Source organism: Xenorhabdus sp. BG5 (assembly GCF_015163665.1).
Classification (GTDB): domain Bacteria; phylum Pseudomonadota; class Gammaproteobacteria; order Enterobacterales; family Enterobacteriaceae; genus Xenorhabdus.
In genome coordinates this window covers 62,200-83,602 of record NZ_JADEUG010000016.1, presented here as the reverse complement: position 1 = coordinate 83,602, position 21,403 = coordinate 62,200, and the positions used below count along the sequence as shown (strand labels likewise).

Annotated in this window: 19 protein-coding genes; 5 read left to right on the top strand and 14 right to left on the bottom strand. The window is 45.6% G+C overall.

Translation table 11 applies throughout. The features are described 5' to 3' along the window. Positions 1-4,068, top strand: a 4,068-nt coding sequence (locus tag IQ209_RS10475; RefSeq protein WP_193851248.1) for a non-ribosomal peptide synthetase, incomplete at its 5' end; no start/stop codon positions are given. 317 nt (positions 4,069-4,385) lie between these two features. Beyond that, positions 4,386-5,012 (top strand): beta/gamma crystallin domain-containing protein, encoded by a 627-nt coding sequence (locus IQ209_RS10470; protein WP_193851247.1) that lies wholly within the window; start codon positions 4,386-4,388, stop codon positions 5,010-5,012. 159 nt (positions 5,013-5,171) lie between these two features. Here the strand turns inward: IQ209_RS10470 and yfcD are convergent, their stop codons facing one another. After that, complete coding sequence (gene yfcD / locus IQ209_RS10465) at positions 5,172-5,690, bottom strand: NUDIX hydrolase YfcD (protein ID WP_193851246.1); 519 nt, start codon at positions 5,688-5,690, stop codon at positions 5,172-5,174. 124 nt (positions 5,691-5,814) lie between these two features. Between yfcD and IQ209_RS10460 the strand changes: the two genes are divergently transcribed. Both IQ209_RS10460 and IQ209_RS10455 read left to right on the top strand, forming a co-directional pair. Beyond that, positions 5,815-6,441, top strand: coding sequence for a glutathione binding-like protein (locus IQ209_RS10460; protein WP_193851245.1), 627 nt, complete (start codon positions 5,815-5,817; stop codon positions 6,439-6,441). 136 nt (positions 6,442-6,577) lie between these two features. Then, positions 6,578-7,492, top strand: a complete 915-nt coding sequence (locus IQ209_RS10455) for a TIGR01777 family oxidoreductase (RefSeq protein WP_193851244.1) — start codon at positions 6,578-6,580, stop codon at positions 7,490-7,492. Between the two features lie 98 nt (positions 7,493-7,590). Here IQ209_RS10455 and IQ209_RS10450 read toward each other — a convergent pair whose 3' ends face one another. From IQ209_RS10450 to IQ209_RS10400, 11 genes are all read right to left on the bottom strand, one after another. Next, the gene (locus tag IQ209_RS10450) at positions 7,591-8,181 is read right to left on the bottom strand and encodes a UbiX family flavin prenyltransferase (RefSeq protein WP_189758866.1); all 591 of its coding nucleotides are present in this window, start codon (positions 8,179-8,181) and stop codon (positions 7,591-7,593) included. A 45-nt stretch (positions 8,182-8,226) separates the two neighbouring features. Further along, positions 8,227-9,744 carry an amidophosphoribosyltransferase gene (gene purF / locus IQ209_RS10445; RefSeq protein WP_193851243.1) on the bottom strand — a complete coding sequence of 506 codons (1,518 nt, stop codon included), beginning with the start codon at positions 9,742-9,744 and terminating at the stop codon, positions 8,227-8,229. A gap of 32 nt (positions 9,745-9,776) precedes the next feature. Continuing rightward, the gene (gene cvpA / locus IQ209_RS10440) at positions 9,777-10,265 is read right to left on the bottom strand and encodes a colicin V production protein (protein ID WP_099132017.1); all 489 of its coding nucleotides are present in this window, start codon (positions 10,263-10,265) and stop codon (positions 9,777-9,779) included. A 141-nt stretch (positions 10,266-10,406) separates the two neighbouring features. Beyond that, positions 10,407-11,099, bottom strand: coding sequence for a cell division protein DedD (dedD, locus tag IQ209_RS10435; RefSeq protein ID WP_193851242.1), 693 nt, complete (start codon positions 11,097-11,099; stop codon positions 10,407-10,409). Continuing rightward, positions 11,089-12,387 (bottom strand): bifunctional tetrahydrofolate synthase/dihydrofolate synthase, encoded by a 1,299-nt coding sequence (gene folC, locus IQ209_RS10430; RefSeq protein WP_193851241.1) that lies wholly within the window; start codon positions 12,385-12,387, stop codon positions 11,089-11,091. The genes dedD and folC overlap by 11 nt, the downstream gene beginning before the upstream one ends. Further along, the gene (accD, locus tag IQ209_RS10425) at positions 12,380-13,327 is read right to left on the bottom strand and encodes an acetyl-CoA carboxylase, carboxyltransferase subunit beta (RefSeq protein ID WP_193851240.1); all 948 of its coding nucleotides are present in this window, start codon (positions 13,325-13,327) and stop codon (positions 12,380-12,382) included. The genes folC and accD overlap by 8 nt, the downstream gene beginning before the upstream one ends. A gap of 125 nt (positions 13,328-13,452) precedes the next feature. Further along, positions 13,453-14,151 (bottom strand): DedA family protein, encoded by a 699-nt coding sequence (locus IQ209_RS10420; RefSeq protein WP_193851239.1) that lies wholly within the window; start codon positions 14,149-14,151, stop codon positions 13,453-13,455. Between the two features lie 46 nt (positions 14,152-14,197). Continuing rightward, complete coding sequence (truA, locus tag IQ209_RS10415; protein ID WP_193851238.1) at positions 14,198-15,037, bottom strand: tRNA pseudouridine(38-40) synthase TruA; 840 nt, start codon at positions 15,035-15,037, stop codon at positions 14,198-14,200. Continuing rightward, the gene (locus IQ209_RS10410) at positions 15,037-16,047 is read right to left on the bottom strand and encodes an aspartate-semialdehyde dehydrogenase (RefSeq protein WP_193851237.1); all 1,011 of its coding nucleotides are present in this window, start codon (positions 16,045-16,047) and stop codon (positions 15,037-15,039) included. The genes truA and IQ209_RS10410 overlap by 1 nt, the downstream gene beginning before the upstream one ends. A 68-nt stretch (positions 16,048-16,115) precedes the next feature. Next, a complete protein-coding gene (pdxB, locus tag IQ209_RS10405; RefSeq protein ID WP_193851236.1) occupies positions 16,116-17,243 on the bottom strand; it encodes a 4-phosphoerythronate dehydrogenase PdxB in 1,128 nt (375 codons plus the stop codon). Positions 17,244-17,400: 157 nt separating this feature from the next. Beyond that, positions 17,401-18,150 carry a helix-turn-helix domain-containing protein gene (locus tag IQ209_RS10400; RefSeq protein ID WP_193851235.1) on the bottom strand — a complete coding sequence of 250 codons (750 nt, stop codon included), beginning with the start codon at positions 18,148-18,150 and terminating at the stop codon, positions 17,401-17,403. A gap of 131 nt (positions 18,151-18,281) precedes the next feature. On the opposite strand from IQ209_RS10400, the gene IQ209_RS10395 reads away from it, so the two are divergent. Then, positions 18,282-19,181, top strand: a complete 900-nt coding sequence (locus IQ209_RS10395) for a DMT family transporter (RefSeq protein WP_193851234.1) — start codon at positions 18,282-18,284, stop codon at positions 19,179-19,181. Here IQ209_RS10395 and IQ209_RS10390 read toward each other — a convergent pair. Both IQ209_RS10390 and tctD read right to left on the bottom strand, forming a co-directional pair. Next, complete coding sequence (locus tag IQ209_RS10390) at positions 19,134-20,588, bottom strand: sensor histidine kinase (protein ID WP_193851233.1); 1,455 nt, start codon at positions 20,586-20,588, stop codon at positions 19,134-19,136. The genes IQ209_RS10395 and IQ209_RS10390 overlap by 48 nt on opposite strands. Beyond that, positions 20,585-21,253, bottom strand: a complete 669-nt coding sequence (gene tctD / locus IQ209_RS10385) for a transcriptional regulator TctD (RefSeq protein WP_193851232.1) — start codon at positions 21,251-21,253, stop codon at positions 20,585-20,587. The genes IQ209_RS10390 and tctD overlap by 4 nt, the downstream gene beginning before the upstream one ends. Positions 21,254-21,403: the final 150 nt, after the last annotated feature.

The window sequence follows — 21,403 nt, the reverse complement described above, 5'->3', positions numbered from 1 at the left end:
TTAACCCAGGCCCAAATTGACCGTATTGTTGACCATGTCCCGGACGGCGTCGCCAATATTCAGGATATTTACCCGCTTGGCCCCTTGCAGGAAGGCATTCTGTTCCACCATCTACTGGCAGAAACCGGTGACACCTACCTTGAAAATATTCTGATGCACTTTGACAGCCGGCCACGGCTGACGAGTTTCTTGCGGGCATTGCAACAGGTGATTGACCGGCACGATATTCAACGCAGTGCCTTCCACTGGCAGGAACTTCCGATCCCCGTGCAAGTGGTCTACCGTCATGCGCCCCTGCCAATCACAGAGCTGACGTTATCCGCAGGAGAACGTGCCGAAACCCAGCTACGGCGTCTGACTGATCCGGACAGCATACGGTTAGATATTACTCAGGCGCCATTACTGGCCGCTTACATCGCCCAGGATCCTGATACCGATCAATGGTGGTTAAGCCTGCTGCATCACCATCTGGTTTGTGACCATCTGTCGCTGGAAATCATTTTCAGTGAAGTGCAGACACTGATCCTCGGAGAAGCCGCACCCCTGCCCGCCCCATTGCCTTACCGCAATTTTATCGCCCAGACCCGTCAGGTGCCGATTGAAGTGCATCAGGCTTATTTCCAGCAGTTACTGGGCGACGTGGAAGAACCGACCCTACCCTTTGGGTTACTGGATGTACAGGGGAATAGCCGCGATAAACACGATAAAATCGTGGAAGATATTGTCACCTTAGATGAGGAACTGGCACAACAGATCCGGGATTGCGCCCGTCAATCGGGTATCAGCGCAGCTGTACTGTTCCATGTGGCCTGGGCGCAGGTTCTGGCACAGTTCGTTGGCCGTGAAGATGTGGTATTCGGTACGGTGTTATTGGGCCGCTTACAGGGGGGCATGGGCGCTTCACAGGTGCTGGGGATGTTTATCAATACCCTGCCAGTCCGTATCCAATTACAGACCCGTACCGTAAAACAGGCGGTACAGGAAACTTACCAGCGCCTGAGCGAATTACTGGATCATGAACAAACCCCTCTGGCGATAGCCCAGCGGTGCAGCGGCGTGCCAGCCTCATTGCCATTGTTTAACAGCCTGCTAAATTTCCGTCACAGCCCGCGTGATGAGGAAGCGGCGCATTCATTGGCTTGGGACGGTATTCAGGTGTTGGACAGTGAAGAGCGCAGTAACTACCCCTTATCCCTGGATGTGGACGATTTTGATGACGGATTTGCACTGACCGCACAATGCAGCCAGCAAATTAATCCGGTACGCATTACTGCCTATATGAAGACGGCACTGGAAGGCATTGTGACTGCGCTGCAATATGCACCTGATCAGCCTATCCACACTATCGATATCTTGCCACGGGCCGAACGTACGCAATTACTGGAGGGTTTTAACGATACGGCGATAGACTATCCGCAAGACGCCTTAATCCATCAACTGTTTGAACAGCAGGCAGCACGCACACCGGATGCGATTGCATTGGTCTTTGGCGAAAACGAACTGAGTTACGCAGCACTGAACCGTCATGCTAACCAACTGGCACACCAGCTGATTGCCGCGGGGGTACGCCCTGATGATCGCGTGGCAATCTGTGTTGATCGCAGTCTGGATTTGATTATTGGTTTGTACGCTATCCTTAAAGCAGGAGCCGGCTATGTTCCGCTTGATCCCGAATACCCGGCCGAACGTCTGGCGTATCAACTGTCGGACAGCAAACCGGTGTTATTGCTGACACAACACCCTTTACAGGGACTGTTGCCAATATCAGATATCCCCGTCTGGTTGCTGGATGATGAAAGCCACCGCAATAACAGGGCAAAACAGCCAGCCCATAATCCTGATGTTCAGCTTCAACCCCATCATCTGGCCTATATTATCTATACTTCCGGCTCCACCGGCCAGCCCAAAGGCGTGATGCTGGAGCACCGCAATGTGGTGAACTTTATCCATGCACAGCACCAGACCAGCGAGCCACAATTAGGGGATCGTATCCTGCAATTTGCGACTATCGCTTTTGATACCTCGGTATCCGATATTTTCCCTACCCTCGCCTCGGGCGCAACTCTGGTGCTGCGCCCTGCCCATATCCGTGTACCGGATGCAGAATTTGTCGATCTGTTAAATAAGCAGAAAATCACTATCATGGATATGCCGACCGCCTTCTGGCATCAATGGGTACAAGAGATGATGGCGGGACGCAGTGGTTTCGGCCAATATCTGCGCACCGTTATCGTCGGTGGCGAGAAAGCGGAACTGCGCCATTTAATCAGTTGGCAATCTATACCAGAAACGCAATCCTGCCGTTGGATTAACTCTTATGGTCCTACCGAAACCACGGTCATTGCGACCACATTAAAAGTGGATGGAACGACTGATATCACTGATAACATCCCGATTGGCTATCCATTGCCGAATACCCGTATTTATATTCTGGATGCCTTTGGGAAGCCGGTTCCTCTCGGTGTCAGTGGTGAAATTCATATCGGTGGAGCAGGTGTGGCCCGTGGTTATCTTAATCGTCCCGATCTGACAGCAGAAAAATTTGTGGCTGATCCGTTTAGCGAGCAACCCCATGCCCGCATGTACAAAACCGGCGATCTGGGGCGTTGGCTACCCGATGGCACGATTGAATATTTAGGGCGCAATGATTTTCAGGTTAAGATCCGTGGTTTCCGCATTGAACTGGGTGAAATAGAAACTCGCCTGGCGCAATGTCAGGGAATACAAGATGCTATTGTCCTTGTTCGAGAAATAACACCTGATGATAAACGTCTCGTCGCATATGTTCAGCCTGAATCCGGTGTAAACTTGGTTCCCAGTGAACTGCGTCAGCAGCTTGCTCAGCAGCTTGCCGAGTTTATGCTACCCAGCGCCTTTGTCATCCTTGACGCTTTCCCGCTTACCTCTAATGGCAAAATCGACCGTCAGGCATTCCCTGCTCCCGATCAAGCTGCCATCGTAACCCGTGATTATGAAGCCCCCCAAGGTGAGGTTGAAATAAAACTGGCTCAAATTTGGCAGGATCTGCTGGGATTAGAGCGTGTCAGCCGTCATGACCATTTCTTTGAGTTAGGAGGCCATTCATTGCTTATATTGAAAGCCGGCTCTTTAGCAATAGAAAAACTTGGACTTCAGCAGAATATGATGGCGAGCTTGATGACGTTTACCACTATCAAAGAACAAGCCCGCGCCATTGAAGATCGAGATAATATCCATGTTGGTTCTATGGTCGGCCTGTCACAAAACCTCAAAGCAACACCGCTGTTCTTTGCTCCCGGCGCCGGAGGACACGTGCTCTATTTGCGGGAATTGGCGACAGCATTGGAAGGTGTTTATTCCGTTTGGGGTATGCAATCACCAGAGTTAGATGGACGCAGCGATCTCCCACCATACCTTGAGATGAACGGCCTTGAGGCAATGGCCAGCGTTATGATCGATGATCTTAAGAAAGTTCAACCCAATGGCCCTTACTATTTAGCTGGACACTCTTTCGGAGGCTGGCTCGTATTCGAAATGGCCCGACAACTCGTCCAACAAGGTGAAAGCATTGGCTTACTGGCTTTAGTCGATAGCGAATCCCCTCTGGAAAGCTTAACCCAAAAGCGCGAATCAGAATGGTCTAATAGTCGCTGGCTGGTCGAGTTTGGTAATGTGCTTGCTGCATTGGCGGGTGCAGAGGAAAACTTTACCGAAGAAGAATTCCAATCCATGACAGAAGAAGAGCAATTCGATAACTTGCGACTTCGTCTCATTGAAGAGGAACTCTTACCTCCTCAACTTGAATCTAAGGAAATCTCTGCCTATTTAAATGTCTTCAAGGCCCACTCTTTGGCAACTTATCAGCCGCAAGAGCGCTATTCAGGGAGACTCCACCTGTTTCTGGCTAGCGATAACCAAGAGTATGAAGGACAAGATATCTCTGCCGAAAACATGATTGATGGATGGAAAACGCTGGTTACTGGGGAAGTTATCTCCGAAACTTTATCTGGTGATCACATAACAATTATGCGTCAACCTTTCGTTCAAGGGTTAGCATCGGCCATAGCGGGTGTAAATATAATCTCATAAATTTCTGGCAGCCAATGGCTGCCTTATCCGCTAACAAAAAACCTCGTTGAAAATAACGAGGTTTTTCGACATTTATTAATAGAAAAGAATATAAATTAAATGAATATATTTTAAAGACAAGATCCAATATAAAAGATACCCATTATCTTGACATATAAACTAAGATTCTTATCCTAAATAACGTTTCAAAATGGCAGGCGTATTCCTTACCCCGTGCGCCGCGCGGGGTAAGGAACTCCAACATCAGAGACTCTCAGTATGATGAAAACCCATTTAGATATTCACTTCCGTAACAAAATATAAGGATAATAGTTATTATGTCTAAAGATAAATTAACTAATGGCGCTATATTTTATACTGGAAAAAATTATACTGGGGCTTGTTATGAATACCCAGAAAATAGTACAGAAATCAATCTAATTGGCACGCCATTAAATGATAAATTTCTTTCCGTTGAAATTGGAACAGGCTCTGTCGTATTCGCTTGGCGACATGGCAATGACAGTCAACCCGGACAAATTTATCGTGAATGGGATACAAGCCAGCCAGATATCAGCGATATTCAAGGGTTATCAAAGTTTATTGTCTCACCCTCAAATCGTGATTTACTCGCAGTAAAATTAATTAACGAATCAGGTATCGATCAAGTATTTAGAGCTCATATTCAAACCTATAAAATTCCTAACCCTGTAGATTGCTATTCGAATGGAGACTATGAAATAGTTGGTTTAATTCCCAAAGATGGTCAACAATATGTTACATTCGTTGTCGTCTTTGATCAGAATAATATTCCTGTCACTCAAGGTTCCGTCTATTTTACTTATAATGGTACAGATCTTGATATCGTCACTTATGATACGACTAAACCACCCTATATGCGATTTGAAAAAGTAGATGGTTATCATTTTATATTCTTCTTGGAAAATTTTTCTGACAATAAATAAAACCGAAATATTAAATTAACAACCTCACATTCCGTTTATTAAATTTTATAAAATAAGGAGTATGTATTGTAGATATACATACTCCTGTTTTAAATGATTATTTAATATCAACGGAAGGTCCTCATACCAGTAACAAATAATTGTCAATGATAGTTAAAACTACTCCACTTGATAGTTACGCGTTAACCATAAGGAGAGCGCTTTTAGTGAATCCTGCGTGAATTCATCACAACGGGCAGTGATTTCTTGCGGCGTTAGCCAGTAAACTGCGGCGACTTCTTCTTCCTGCAATGCAAATGGTCCACGACTGACACAACTGAACAAACCACCCCATATACGACAAATGTCCTCTTCATAATAAAAAACACCATGTTCGGCAAAAGGAATACCTGCAATCCCCAGTTCCTCTTCTGCTTCCCGACGCGCAGCTTCAAGCAAAGTTTCTCCCACCATAACAACACCACCTGCTGTTGCATCCAATTTTCCCGGATAAAAGTCTTTCGTTTCTGTCCGATGCTGAACCAGAATTTTGCCCATCCCATCATGCACGACAATATAAGTAGCACGATGCCTCAAGTTCTGTACTCTCATCTGCTGACGAGACGATTGAGCAATGACTTCATTGTCTTCATTGACGATGTCAATCCATTCAATATCTACTGATTTTTCTTGCATCATTCTAAAAACCTTTTATCAATGAGTTGCCTGTTATTTTTTGCAGTAAATTTATAACATTTATAAACCAACGATGGTAAGGTAACATCATTACATTTTTCAGAAAGTTATTATCGCTGGAGGTTATATGATAGATCTATACTATGCCCCAACTCCAAATGGCTATAAAATCACCCTTTTTCTTGAAGAAGTCGGCATTCCTTACACTATCTACCCCATCAATATCAACACTGGCGAACAGTTCAAACCTGAATTTCTCGCCGTTTCACCCAATAACAAAATCCCAGCTATTGTCGATCATCAACCCACCGATGGAGGAGAGCCTGTCTCTATCTTCGAATCAGGGGCCATTTTACTTTATCTGGCAAATAAAACTGACCAGCTATTAAGCAAAGATTTGCGTGAACGTACCGAACAATTGCAATGGCTGTTTTGGCAAGTTGCCGGCTTTGGCCCAATGCTCGGTCAAAATCACCATTTCAACCGCTACGCTCCAGAAGTTGTCCCCTATGCCATTAATCGCTACGTGGAAGAATCAAAACGTTTATACAAGGTGCTAAACACTCAACTGGAAAAAACGGCTTATCTCGGCGGAAACGAATATAGTATCGCAGATATTGCCACTTATCCGTGGGCGAGATGCTATGAACACCAAAAAATCGACCTACAGGATTATCCGGCGGTTGCTAAATGGCTGGATAAGATCAACCAACGCCCGGCAACACAAGCCGCCTACGCCGATAAGGCAGCTTAACTCCATATAACCTGATGACGAGATATTTCACCATAAAACTTGATATTGGTAACAGATAACAGCATATTCTGCTGCCACTTAAGCTATCCCTTGTTATAGTCCAATGTACAATTATTTTTTGTTACAGGGGGTGGTTATGCGTATCTTAATGACGGGGGGAACAGGGTTAATTGGTCATCGCTTGACCTGCCAATTAATTTCGCTCTCCCATTCCATCACCATTTTGAGTCGTTCACCACAAAAGGTATATTCTCTGTTTTCTGATCGCGTTGCCTGTTGGACAACGTTAAATGACCAACGCGATCTTAACGGCTTTGATGCTGTTATCAATCTTGCCGGCGAGCCTATTATCAATAAACGATGGATATTGAAACAAAAAGAGAAACTGTGTCAAAGCCGCTGGCAGATCACCGAGCAATTGAGCAAGCTAATCAAGGCCAGTGAATCTCCGCCATCTGTCTTTATTTCCGGTTCGGCCGTTGGCTATTATGGTGATCAGAGACAAGCAGTCGTTACCGAAAACGATCTTCCTCACAATGAATTTGCCCATCAGCTTTGTGAACGTTGGGAGCAATTTGCGCTACAGGCTCAAAGTGACAAAACCCGTGTATGCCTGTTACGTACAGGCATTGTCTTGGCTCCCAAAGGGGGCGCACTGCAAAAAATGCTGCCACTGTTCCGGTTAGGTTTAGGGGGAGCTATCGGCAATGGCAAGCAGTATATGTCGTGGATACACATTGACGATATGGTCAATGGTATTTATTACCTGCTGGTATCACCTGAATTACAGGGCGCCTTCAATATGACATCGCCTTACCCTGTTCATAATGAGCTGTTTAGTGCCACACTCGCAACTGTATTACATCGTCCTGCTTTTATGCGCATTCCTGCATTTGTGTTAAAAGCAATAATGGGAGAAGCCGCAGAGTTAGTCTTAGGAGGTCAACAAGCCATTCCCAAAAGACTGGAAGAAGCCGGATTTGGTTTCCGTTATTTTCAACTGGAAGAAGCCTTGCAAGATGTCATAGAGGAAAAAGACAATACTTATTAATCTATACGCATTAAACTTCAAGTTGCCATTTACAACACGCTATGAAACCTGATTTCTCCCCGCTTCGCAGGGAGAAATTACACGCATCTTGACTCAACTTAAATGCCATATCCAATGGGTTTAGCTCCCTGCCAACGGCTAAACAGATCTTCTGGCAAGTCAATATCAAATTGATCAAGCACACGGTTAACCGTCTGGTCGATAATATCCTGAATATGTTCAGGACGATGATAAAATGCCGGAACAGGCGGCATGATCACCGCCCCAATTTCCGCGGCCTGCGTCATTAATCTCAAATGCCCCAAGTGCAAGGGAGTTTCCCTCACTCCCAGCACTAGCTTGCGCTTCTCTTTCAAAACAACATCCGCAGCACGGGTAATTAAGCCATCAGTGTAACTATGCACAATGCCTGATAGAGTTTTTATGGAGCAAGGCAAAATCACCATACCCAATGTCTTAAAAGAACCAGAGGAAATGGATGCGGCAATATCACGATTGTCATGTACAACATCTGCCAAAGCTTGTACATCTCGCAACGTATAGTCCGTCTCCAATGCCAGAGTCTGCCGGGCTGATTGACTGATCACTAAATGCGTTTCAATGCCTTCTATTGGCCGCAAAACTTGCAGCAACCTGACACCATAGATTGCACCACTCGCGCCGGTCAGCCCGACAATCAATTTTTTCATGTTTTCCTCTGAGATTCTGGCTATAACTGCATGATAATAACAATATTATCCTTCATTATATATTTCCAGATCCTCTATTTCGCTCTGTCCACGCACTTTCATGGCATCATCTTTGCGTAGATTTTCCAGATAGTCGAGGTAACACTGGTCAATGTCTTTCGTGACATAGATACCATCGAATACGGAGCATTCGAATTTTTCAATATCAGGGTTTTCTTCCCGGACAGCCAGGACAAGATCGTGGAGGTTTTGGTATATCAGGGCATCGGCACCAATGATCTGACGAATTTCATCCACTTCCCGACCGTGAGCTATCAGTTCATTGGCATTCGGCATATCAATACCATAAACATTCGGGAAGCGAACTTCCGGTGCCGCCGAAGCAAAATAGACTTTCTTGGCTCCCGCTTCACGCGCCAGTTCAACAATCTGCTCAGACGTGGTTCCACGCACGATGGAATCATCCACCAGCAAAACATTTTTACCCCGGAATTCAGCGCGATTAGCATTCAGTTTACGACGAACAGATTTACGGCGCTCTTGCTGACCAGGCATGATAAAGGTACGCCCGACATAACGGTTTTTGACAAATCCCTGGCGATAGGGTTTATCCAGAATATGGGCGATTTCCAATGCGATATCACAAGAGGTTTCCGGTACGGGAATAACGACATCAATATGTAAGTCTTCCCATTCACGGGCAATTTTTTCCCCCAATTTCCGCCCCATCCGCAACCGGGCGTTATAAACCGAAACCTTGTCAATAAAGGAATCCGGGCGAGCGAAGTAGACAAATTCGAACAAACACGGTGTTAATGACGGATTTTCTGCACACTGGCGAGTAAATAGTTGCCCGTTTTCAGTGATATAAATCGCTTCCCCAGAAGCCACATCGCGCAGGAACTCAAAACCCAATGTATCCAACGCTACACTTTCCGATGCCACCATGTATTCATTGCGGCCATCTTCCCGTGTTTTCTTTCCCAGCACCAGAGGACGAATGCCATGTGGATCACGAAAAGCCACCACCCCATGCCCAATAATCATGGCAATACACGCATAAGCGCCACGAATTTTTTTGTGCATTTTCGCGACTGCCGAGAAGATATCATCAGGCTCTAAAGGGAAATGGGGAAATTGGGCTAATTCATTGGCAAAAATATTCAGTAGAATTTCAGAGTCTGAGGTTGTGTTGACATGACGGCGGGCATTTTCAAACAGCATTTTTTTCAATTCATGTGCGTTTGTCAGATTGCCGTTATGTGCCAACGTGATACCAAAAGGAGAATTCACATAAAAGGGCTGCGCTTCAGATGCACTGGAACTGCCCGCCGTAGGATAACGGACATGCCCAATGCCGATGGTTCCCTGTAAACGTAGCATGTGCCGTGTTTCAAACACATCCTTGACTAAACCATTCGCCTTACGTAAACGAAACTCATTGTTACCATCAATAGTTGCAATACCTGCTGCATCTTGTCCACGGTGCTGAAGCACCGTCAATGCATCATAAATCGACTGGTTAACCGGTGTAAAACCGACGATACCGACAATACCGCACATGTAGCCTTTCCTCATCAGCCAAGCGGAGAGCGTTATCTCTCCGGCAAGAAACTCGACGCACTTTGTAGGTAGTCAAAAAACCACCTGATAATTTGACTAAACTGTGGGATCAGTTGTGATTGTTGCCAATCCTGACTTTTGGGCAGTGGCGTGAAAGAGTCCGCAATAAACAAAATGGCAGACACCACCAAGACACCACGCAAGGCGCCAAAGCAGATCCCCAAAACCCGATCAGTGCCTGACAGGCCTGTTCGCTGAACAAGTGAACCAATGACATAGTTTACTACTGCGCCAACAATCAGTGTTGCAATAAATAAGATAGCAATCGCTACCCCATTGCGCACCAGTTCATCCTCAAGGCGGGTAAAATAAGCCGCCAGATAAGTATAGAAGTGGCTTGCAACAAAGAAAGCACAGCCCCACGTTATCAGGGAAAGCGCTTCGCGAACAAAACCACGAATCAAGCTAACCAGTGCCGAGAAACCAATGATGGCAATGATCGTATAATCAATCCAGACCATATTTTAATCCAAAAACAGGCTCCCGACACTCAGGTCGGGAGCATTCTAACAGAAAACGAAAACGTTTGCGTAGTAGATTCATCACTCTACTGAAAATAATTTTCGACAGGTAGACAAACAGCATTTGCTGCGTCAATCAGATTATGGCTTATAATTTTTCATCTGCCCTTGTAATCCCGTAAGTTCCTTTAATTCGGGCAAAATAGATTCCAGTGCCTGCCTTGATGCATTCGGTCCTACATAAATTCGGGTTAACTGCCCCTGTACCGGAGAAGAAGGCACGGTATATACCTGGTGCCCAGAAAGACGCAGCCTTGCCACTATCTCATCAACCTTATCCGCGTTTTTTAATGCGCCAAGCTGAACAACATATGCCGTTGCCTGAGGGGCTTGCTCTGTTGGCTCCGGTTTAGGTTTAATTTCTGGCTTGCTTTCAACGCGGGGTTCCGGTTTAACCTGTGGTTTAGTTACCGCTTTCTGTTGAGAAGACGACTCAGGTTGCACCACGGTTTTAGGATCTTGCGTGACAGTGACAGGAGGTGTTGTTATTGACTCTGAAGACGATGGCCGAGTCAGCATATCTATATCGGGCTCTTGCTCCTGTGATTGCATTGCTTCCGCAGCACCTTCAGGCGGTGTAGACGGCATGTTTTGTGTCAATGGTGGGATCGAGTCAATATCTTCTTCATCACCAGGCTTTGGCACCAAAGGGATCGCCGCAAATTGATTTTCATTGTATTTCTTATCACCATCAAAAATCATAGGCAGGACAATGACGCCCAATGCAACAAGAACAATCGTACCAACCAAGCGATTTTGGAATTTACTGGCCACTTTCCTTGCCCTCCTCCAGTGCTTCCATGACATGTGCGACAGTGTGGAAAGAGCCACAAACCACGATAATATCTTGCACCGACGCATCTTTCACTGCCTGCTGCCAGGCTGTTTTTACTTCGGGGAATGTCCGTGCCTGTAGAAGATGTCCAGACAATTCGTCAGCTTCTGCTCCCCTCAGTTCATGCAATGATGCGCAATACCACTCATCAATCTGTTGAGAAAGACAGGCAAGTGTACCCGCTATGTCCTTATCTCCCAACATGCCAACCACGCCACGGATCTTGCTGTCTGGTGAGCGAGGCAATTCTGCCAGTTTTTTCACCAGATAGCCCGCAGCATGTGGATTATGAGCCACATCCAAAATGACCAGCGGATTTTCCCTGATAATTTGGAAACGCCCCGGTAATTGCGCATTTCTTAGCCCTGCATGAATTGCTTGTTCATCAATGGCCCGGCTGACTTTGTCATCCTGCTGCAACAAGCAATGGAGCACCCCCATTGCAGTTGCAGCATTTGCTAACGGCAAATTAGGTAAAGGTAACTCATTGAATTGTTGCTTACCGCTTCGCCAGTTCCAGCTATTTTCATGCTGTGAGAAATGCCAATCAACACCACGACGAAAGAGCTTAGCGCTTAATTCATCCGCAACTTCAGCAATTGAGTGAGGCATATCAGGTTCACCCACTACGGCAAAATGTCCACGGCGGAAAATGCCCGCTTTTTCACGCCCAATGTGTTCGCGATCTGCACCCAACCAATCCGTATGATCCAGTGCAATACTGGTGATTGCGGCAATATCGGCATCAACAATATTGGTGGCATCCAAACGTCCACCCAGCCCAACTTCCAAAATCACGACATCAAGATCCGCTTCTTTGAAAAGTTGTAATGCGGCCAACGTCCCATATTCAAAATAGGTTAATGAGATGTCACCACGCTGGGCTTCAATCGCTGCAAATACACGGCAGAAATCTTGTTCCGCGAGTTCCTTTCCCTGAATACGCACCCTTTCGGTGTAGCGGACTAAATGCGGGGAACTGTACACGCCGACTTTAAGCCCTGCGGCCAGAAAAATGGACTCCAGGGTATGGCAAGTGGTCCCCTTGCCATTAGTACCTGATACCGTGATAACTTTTGGAGCCGGGCTCAATAAGCCTAACTGACGACCCAGTTTACCCACACGTTCAAGCCCCATATCAATGGCTTTGGTATGCAGGTTTCCCAGATAGGAAAGCCACGTCATCAGTGGCGACGCGGCTTGAGGAATTTGTGAAATATCAGACATCTTCTTTATTAGGATTGATGTTTATATCCGCTTCGACATCAGCAGAATCAACAACGATTGCTTCTACTGGCTCTGCTTTTGTGCCTGGATGAGGTTTGTGGGTCAACATGGCAAGCAGGCTGGCAACTTTATCGCGCATGTCTGGACGATGCACGATCATATCAATCGCACCTTTCTCCAGCAGGAACTCACTACGTTGGAAACCTTCCGGCAATTTTTCCCGCACAGTCTGCTCGATGACACGAGGACCCGCAAAGCCAATCAATGCCTTAGGCTCGGCGATATTGATATCACCCAGCATCCCCATACTTGCTGTTACCCCACCCATTGTTGGGTTGGTCAACACACAGATATAAGGCAAACCACGATGTTGCATTTTTGCCAGCGCTGCACTGGTTTTTGCCATCTGCATCAGTGACATCAACGCTTCCTGCATACGAGCTCCGCCACTGGAAGCAAAACAGATAAATGGACAGTTATCTTCCAGCGCCTGTTCAACAGCACGTACAAAACGAGCGCCAACCACAGAGCCCATTGAGCCACCCATAAAATTGAACTCAAAGGCACCCGCCACAACTGGCATATCATGCAGCTTACCCTTCATAACGATGAGTGCATCTTTTTCTTGCGTCTGCTTCTGGGCTGCCACTAAGCGATCTTTATATTTTTTAGTATCGCGGAATTTCAGGATATCTTTGGGTTCCAGTTCACTGCCTAATTCTGTGCCAGTGCCTTCATCCAAAAATGAATGCAATCTCTTACGGGCTGAAATACGCATATGGTGGTCACATTTTGGACACACTTCAAGGTTACGCTCTAATTCAGCACGATAAAGTACCTGACTGCAACTGTCGCATTTTGTCCAAACTCCTTCGGGTATACTGGCCTTACGAGTTTGTATGATTTTGCTTTTGTTTAGAATCTTTTCAATCCAGCTCATTAATGAACCTTTCCGTCTGAATCTGGCTGCTGCCAGCTTTTGTTTTACGTGCCATTAAACCACAATGCCATTACAGTGTGGATAAAAAACTGCTCAAACCTGTTATCGGTTTATCTATCTTCTATTTATCTATCTACTGCACTGCCTGTTGCTTTTTTCGACGCAGCACGGCGATGACGCCAAATTTCTATGATGCCAGGCAAAATAGAGATAAAAATAATAGCAACAATCAATAATTTCAGATTTTGCTGTATAACTGGCATATCACCAAATAAATAACCGGCATAAGTGAATAATAGCACCCAGATAAATGCACCGATGACATTATAAGCAGCAAAATGGCGGTAAGACATTTTCCCCATTCCTGCAACAAACGGTGCAAACGTTCTCACAATTGGCACAAACCGAGCCAAGATTATTGCTTTTCCACCATGTTTTTCATAAAACTCATGGGTCTTATCTAAATAACTGCGGCGAAAAATCTTTGAATTGGGATTGGTAAATAATTTCTCACCAAATATTCTGCCAATGGTATAGTTGATAGCATCACCAATAATCGCGGCTGTAATCATCAAAGCCACCATGATGTGTACATTCAGATCATTGGAATCTAATGCAGAGAGTGCGCCAGCCACAAACAGCAAGGAGTCCCCTGGCAAAAATGGCGTGACCACCAGACCTGTTTCACAAAATATAATCAGAAAGAGGATGCCATAAACCCAATCACCATAACTGGCAACTAATTCAGCTAAATGAGCATCAATGTGTAAAATAAAATCGACAATGAATTTCGCGAAATCAACAAAATGAGTTAAAAACTCCATAATATTCCTCGTTATGACCAAACATCCCTGTCACTATTCGAAAATGTCAGATTAAATGATTTGCCAGAAATAGTGGCCCCATAATGGGCTCAGGTAAATCAAAACGCTCAGGATAATCCACAGCAACTAAATATAAGCCTTCAGCCTTGGCAGTGGCTGCCGCTTTTGTCCTGTCTTTCAGCGCCAATAATTCAGCCATCCAGCCAATATCCTGGTTACCGCAACCAATCTCCAGCAAGCTGCCAACGATATTGCGTACCATGTGATGCACGAAGGCATTCGCCTTAATGTCCACAACAATATAATGCCCATGCCGACTAACGTTAATATGCATCATATTGCGCCACGGTGAATTGGATTGGCACTGCACTGCCCGGAAAGAAGTAAAGTCATTTTCTCCCAACAAGCTCTGTGCCGCTCCATGCATCTTTTTCTCATCCAATGGATAATGAAAATGCGTGACACCATGCGCCAATACCGCTGGACGATAACGGTGGTTAAAAATCACATAGCGATAACGGCGAGCAGTTGCACTGAAACGGGCATGGAATTCATCATCCACCGTTTTAACCCAACGTACTGCAATATCCGCTGGCAAATGGGTATTTACCCCCATTGTCCATGCGGCATCTTTACGTTGGGACGAGGTTTCAAAATGCACGACCTGCCCGGTCGCGTGTACCCCTGCATCCGTTCTACCCGCACAAAAAACTGAAATCGGCTCATTCGCAACTTTCGACAGCGCTTTTTCCAGGCATTCCTGTACGCTTTTCACTTCTTGCTGACGCTGCCAACCATAATATCGACTGCCGTCATATTCAATCCCCAGTGCAATTTTCTCTTTTTTTGCCTCAGGCACAGACTGACTCAGCCCTGTATCAGACATCAGTAAAATTGCTCCTGCATCAGTTTTTCAGCGATTTCAACCGCCATCAAGGCACCACCGAAACGGATATTATCGGCAACTGACCAGAATTGCAGCATCTCAGGCATACCGTAATCGTTACGCAGACAACCTATGCTCAAACGATCACTGCCCGAAGCATCCGTTACCTGAGTCGGGTAATCCCCCTCTTCTGAAACCTGAATATCGTCAAGACGCTCGAATTCACTACAGGCTTCTTCTATGCCAACCGGACGCAGCGTTTCCAAGTTCACCATTTGGGCAATACCATAGAAAACAGAGGATTGAACACAACTTACCGAAACCGGCAACCCTTCATCCTGTAATACTTTGCGAATTTGATCGACAATACGACGCTCTTCGCGCACCACACCTTCAGCATCAGGCAACAACGGCAACAAATTGAAAGCCAATTGTTTGCTGAAACGCCCCTCATCCGGTGGAATGCCATTTAATAAACGCGCACTCTGCCCTGCCAATTCATCAGTGGCTGCTTTGCCATAAACAGAAACTGGCAATATATTGGTCAAATGTAAACGGGCAATGCCAGCCGTATCGATCAATGGCTTGATGGCGGTCAGAACCTGGCTAGTTGAGCTATCTGCTACAGCAATGATGTTACGGTTACGATATTCAGCCAATGCATAAGGGTTAACGCCAGGAACAACCAAAGGCACATCTGGCTCTGCGGCAAACAAGCCGCTGCTATCAATCACCAGGCAACCAGATTCTGTTGCCTTTTCAATATGTTGCGCAGTTATTTCCATCGTCGCGGCAAAAAAAGCAAGTTGTACCTGTGACCAGTCAAACTCTGCCGCATCACGAACCGTGATGTTTTTTCCGTTAAAACGCTGGATCTTTCCAACACTTTGTTCACTGGCAAGAAGATACAGTTCACCAACCGGAAATTGACGTTCCTGTAATAACGCCAATATCGCTTCACCTACTGCGCCTGTTGCACCCAAAAGCGCAATATTCCAACCTTCTGACATGTTGGTCTTCTCCACTTCTCTTATTCCAAATTTCTTATTTTGCTGACAGGCAGGGATCCCTGCCTGTATTAAATCACTTCTGCATTAAATCCAAGTCTGGACAGTAATTGAGCACTCTCTTCTGAGTCACAATGCACGGTCAGTGAAGACCATTCCCGACGATCTGGATAGTATTTGCGTAATCGATCAAATGCGCCCTCCTGATCCGCAACCTGACGTAAGGGCGCATCATCACGGCGCACATCATACACTAAATGCATCAAACGCTTGAGGAGACTTTGTGTCACCTCTCCTCGCACGGTGACTTGACTGAAATCGGGTGTTGGCAACAGATCAGCCAATTCCGTCTTGCGCGGTTGCCCCAGGAATTCACAATAAGCCTCAAAAACCTGAGTTGTACCCCGTGCTTTGCCTTCCAGGGTATAACCGGCAATATGTGGGGTCGCAATATCAACCAACGCTAGCAGGGGTAGAGAAAGGTTAGGCTCTGGCTCCCAAACATCAAGCACTGTGCGTAACCTTTTTCCATTTTGCAGCGCGGAAAGTAACGCTTGATTATCAACCACCTCACCACGGCTGGCATTAATCAAAATACGGTTGTCCGGTAATGCAGAGAGTAATGCTGCATCAGCCAAATGATACGTCTGGTATGGGCCAGAGTGATTAAGAGGGGTATGGAAAGTCAGAATATCCGCTTCTTGCACCAATTTTTCTAAAGGCCAGAACGCCCCTTCATCGCCACGATCTGCGCGGGGAGGATCGCACAGTAAGGTCTTCACGCCCAAGGCCGTCAGTCGATCAGCTAAACGTCCCCCGACATTGCCAACACCGACAATACCGACAGTCTTGTCTTTAAGCTGAAATTGATCGCGCTCAGCCAATAACATCAATGCCGAGAAGACATACTCAACCACGGCAATGGCATTACATCCAGGCGCGGCGGAAAAACCAATCCCTGCCTGAGATAACCATTGCTGATCAACATGATCCATTCCCGCCGTGGCCGTCCCGACAAATTTCACCGAACTGCCCTGCAACAAAGATTCATTGACTTTAGTGACAGATCGAACCATAAAGGCATCAGCATGTTCCAAAACTCCCTCAGGCACTGGGCGCCCTGGAATTGCCTGCACTTCACCTAATTGCTGGAAGAGTTGTTCAGCATAAGGCATATTTTCATCAACTAAGATTTTCACTTTTCTCATCCAATGACTTAAATGGGCGTGATCCACTATTCTGCCATTTTATCTGTATAAAACCTATATACCAATCTAACTTCAAGATGCGTGTGATTTCTCCCCGCTACGCGGAGAGATATTAAGACGCATCTTGAAAAACAATTAGTATAGGCCTTCAGCCTTTTCTGAAACGTTCTGGTGTTGTGCCCGCAATCTGTTGAAACATGGCGATAAAAGCCGATGATGAGCTATAACCCACATCAAACGCGATTTCGTGAATACTTTTCCCCTGTTCCAATAAAGAGATGGCATGGAGAAAACGCAGCCGTTGCCGCCATTCACTAAATGACATGCCCAATTCTTGCTTACAACGCCGCGATAAAGTTCTCTCTGAGGTATAACGTTTTTTAGCCCACTCCGCTAACGAGGTATTATCTGCCGGATTACGTTCCAACATCTGTAATACGGGAGCAAGCAATTTATCTTTTGAGGAAGGTAAATAAGTACACTGACTTGGTGACAACTCCAACTGATCAATCAATATATGTGCCAGCCGCCGATCTTTTTCTGTTTCCAACTGCCGGATCTTTCGCTGAAAAAAATCCACCATAATGGCATTGAAGATACCACTCAAACGGATAAGGCAAGGTTGTTGCGGCAAGGTCTTCGTCCATTGGGGGGAAATGTCAATGATCCAAAATCGCATCGCCTTCCGGTTATAACTTGAATGGGCGATATTTTTCGGTATCCAGATACAAAACTCTGGTGGAGCAAGAAAACGCTGCTTTCCCACCTGAGTTTCCATGACGCCACAAACGACATAAATTAATTGACCGAAAGGATGTGTATGTAACCGACATTCAGTATCAGCATTCAATGTTTCATCACGAAAAGAGAGGATATCCGGCATAATTGGCTGAAACATAACCTTATTTGTCTCCAAGGGTAAATATCTTGTCTTAATAGCCACATCTGTTGTCTGATTATCAATATATATAATAAATCGGTCATTGCTAAACTAAACAGACAAACTACTTACCTAAATAATCCAATTCAATGAAGAACTTATTATTCCCCCTTGTCGCTGTGCTGATCTGGTCAATCAACGCCGTTGTCAGCAAAGCTGCTGCCACTCATATTGAACCTGCTGCAATTTCTTTTTACCGATGGTTTATTGCCTTTTTGGTTCTGACGCCTTTTCTCTTATTGCCAGTTCTACAACAGCGGAAAATCATTGCTCAATATTGGTGGAAGCTATTGATTTTGGGTTCTCTGGGTATGGTGCTTAACCAAAGCCTGGCATATTATGCAGCCCACACCGTCAGCGCGACAATCATCGGGATTTTCACTTCATTAATCCCCCTGTTAACCGTCATTATCAGTATCTTTGCCTTACGGGTTACCCCCACTGTTGGTATCACTCTCGGCACTGTACTCTCTCTGTTTGGGCTTGTATGGCTGGTCAGCAAAGGGGAACCCGCTTCCCTATTGCAACAGGGTTTGGGTATTGGAGAAGTGATGATGTTTATTGCCGCCGCTTCTTATGCCTTGTATGGAGTTTTAACCAAACGTTGGGCAATTCCATTAGCCAACTGGCAATCACTGTATGCCCAAATTGGGTTTGGCGTTTTATTGCTTTTACCCAATTTCATGATGGCAGATGATATCCAGTTAACGACCGATAATATTTCCCTTGTTCTGTTTGCTGGTATTCCTGCCTCCATTATTGCTCCCTATTTGTGGATACAAGGTGTCACCCGCATTGGCGCAAACATGACTGCTATTTTTATGAATCTGGCACCCGTATTTACTGCCATTATTGCTATCGTGGATCTCCATGAAGAAATGCACAGTTACCATTTAATTGGAGGAGGTGTTGTTTTGGCCGGTGTGATACTCGCGCAACAGTTACGTATCCCGCTCACGCGCAGAAAGCCTGATTATAATTCTCACTAATAACCCACCCAACACCTCACTGGGTAAAAGCTGGAGAGCGGCATTGTGATACTGGCAAATTTCTTTAACAATAGTCAGTCCTAATCCCGCCCCCTCCAGCCCAGCAGCGTTGTCTAAACGGTTAAATGCCATTAGCGATTGGTGAATATCTTCTTGAGCGATACCCGGACCTGAATCATCGATCTCAAGGCAAGCGTGTTTTTTATCTGGCATTATACTCACCCTCCCCGTTACCACGCCCATTTGCGGGGTATATTTGATGGCATTATCCAGCAAGTTAGCGCACATTTCTGCTAACAATAGCGGATCTCCCCTGATCCAGGCAGACTCTTCCCCTTCGTAACCTAAGTCAATGTTTTTGCTCTCTGCTTGCTGTAAACGGGAAAAGCAAACTTGTTGCAACAGCGCCACGATATTGACCGGCTGATAATTTTGTATTGCCTCTTTTTCATGCACTCTAAGTTGTGAAAGTTGCAGCAGGCGATCAGTCAGCACGATCATATTATCCAAACTCTTATCAATTGCTGTCAGTATGCTATCCCTCTGTTCCAGATCTTGGTTGCCACGTGCTACTGCAACCTGTGTTTTCAATACTGCTAAAGGCGTTCTTAATTGATGAGAAGCATCTGCACTGAATCGTTCTTGGCGTCCAACCATTAATGCCAACCGTCCAATATAGCGGTTAAGCGATTGCAGTAAGGGAGCAAGCTCGGACCACGGTAAAATATTCGGTAATGGTGTTAGATCATTAGCAGAACGCAGGCTCATCATGCCTGAAAGCTTCCGCAGCGGTTTAAGCAGGAGTTTGAGTAAGATGTAAGCAAGGAATAATGCCAATAATACGACAGCCCCTTGATTAACCAGCGAAGACAGCAGTAATTGGTGAGTCATATCTTGACGGGAGGTCACCGTTTCCGCCACCAATACCAACGCCATCCCCATGACGTTACCTTCATTGATGGGTTGATACAATCCTACTACACGTATAGGCTGCCCTTGATATTCCGCGTCATAAAAATAAGCCAATGCCGTATATAAGGGTGAACGCTGGACGTTCTGCGGTATTTGGGGAAGATCATCATAACCGGAAATCGTCTTGCCTTCCGGTGAGATAACCTGGTAGTACAGACGATCATTCGTATTGCGCTCGAAACTGTCCAAGACAACATAAGGTACATCAACGAGCAAGCTTTGATCTCTAACAGTCAGGCGTTCAGCAACGGTTCTTGCTGATGCAAGCAATGTTCTGTCATAAGCCAACATTGCTGCATTTCTCACGCTGGCATACTGGCTATAAACAGAAGCACAGCCCAGTAATAGCAAAGGAACGCCCAGGAACAGCAAAGGAACGCCCAGGAACAGCAATAATTGGTGGAATAACGATCGCGGTATTTTCAGATATTTCATTGTGTCAACCGCTCCAACCGATATCCCAACCCACGCAATGTCTTGATCTCTACATCACTGTTGAATAATTTTTTTCGTAACCGATGAACATACAGTTCTATGCTTTGTGGATTGGCTTCATCTGATAGGGAAAACACCTGCTCAAACAGCTGCTGTTTAGAAACCGGACGCCCTCGACGATGAAATAGTGTTGCTAACACAGACAATTCTCTGGGAGTCAGTGCCAATGGTACATTGTTCAGCACAAAATACCCTTCACCTTCATAAGTCAATGAACCAAATTTCTGTACCTCTTGGGGTATAGCTGAACTACGACGCAACAACGCACGAATACGGGCTTCCAGTTCTTGAAAATCAAAAGGCTTGGTTAAATAATCATCGGCACCGGAATTCAACCCTTTCACACGATCCGTAACTTCTGTTTTAGCAGTCAATAACAACACGGGTAAGTTTTGACCACGCTTACGCAACCGCGATAACAGAGACAAACCATCCAACCTAGGTAAAGCCACATCCAGAATCAACAACGCATAATTTTCAGTCTGCAAAAGCTGATCTGCCACGATACCATCTTCCGCCAGATCAACCACAAACCCAGCATTATTCAATGCCTTCTGTAACCAATGTGATAATTCTGGGTGATCTTCAACTAATAAGAGCCGCATTGAATAATACCTATTGTTAAAAATTAACCAGAGAAATAAAGCGGAGATATCACATAATTGCAATATTAAGATTGAGCAATTGCTTAGGAGTTAACAAAAAAACATAAAATCAAACAACAAATTAACACAATTATGTAAAACACTACGCAA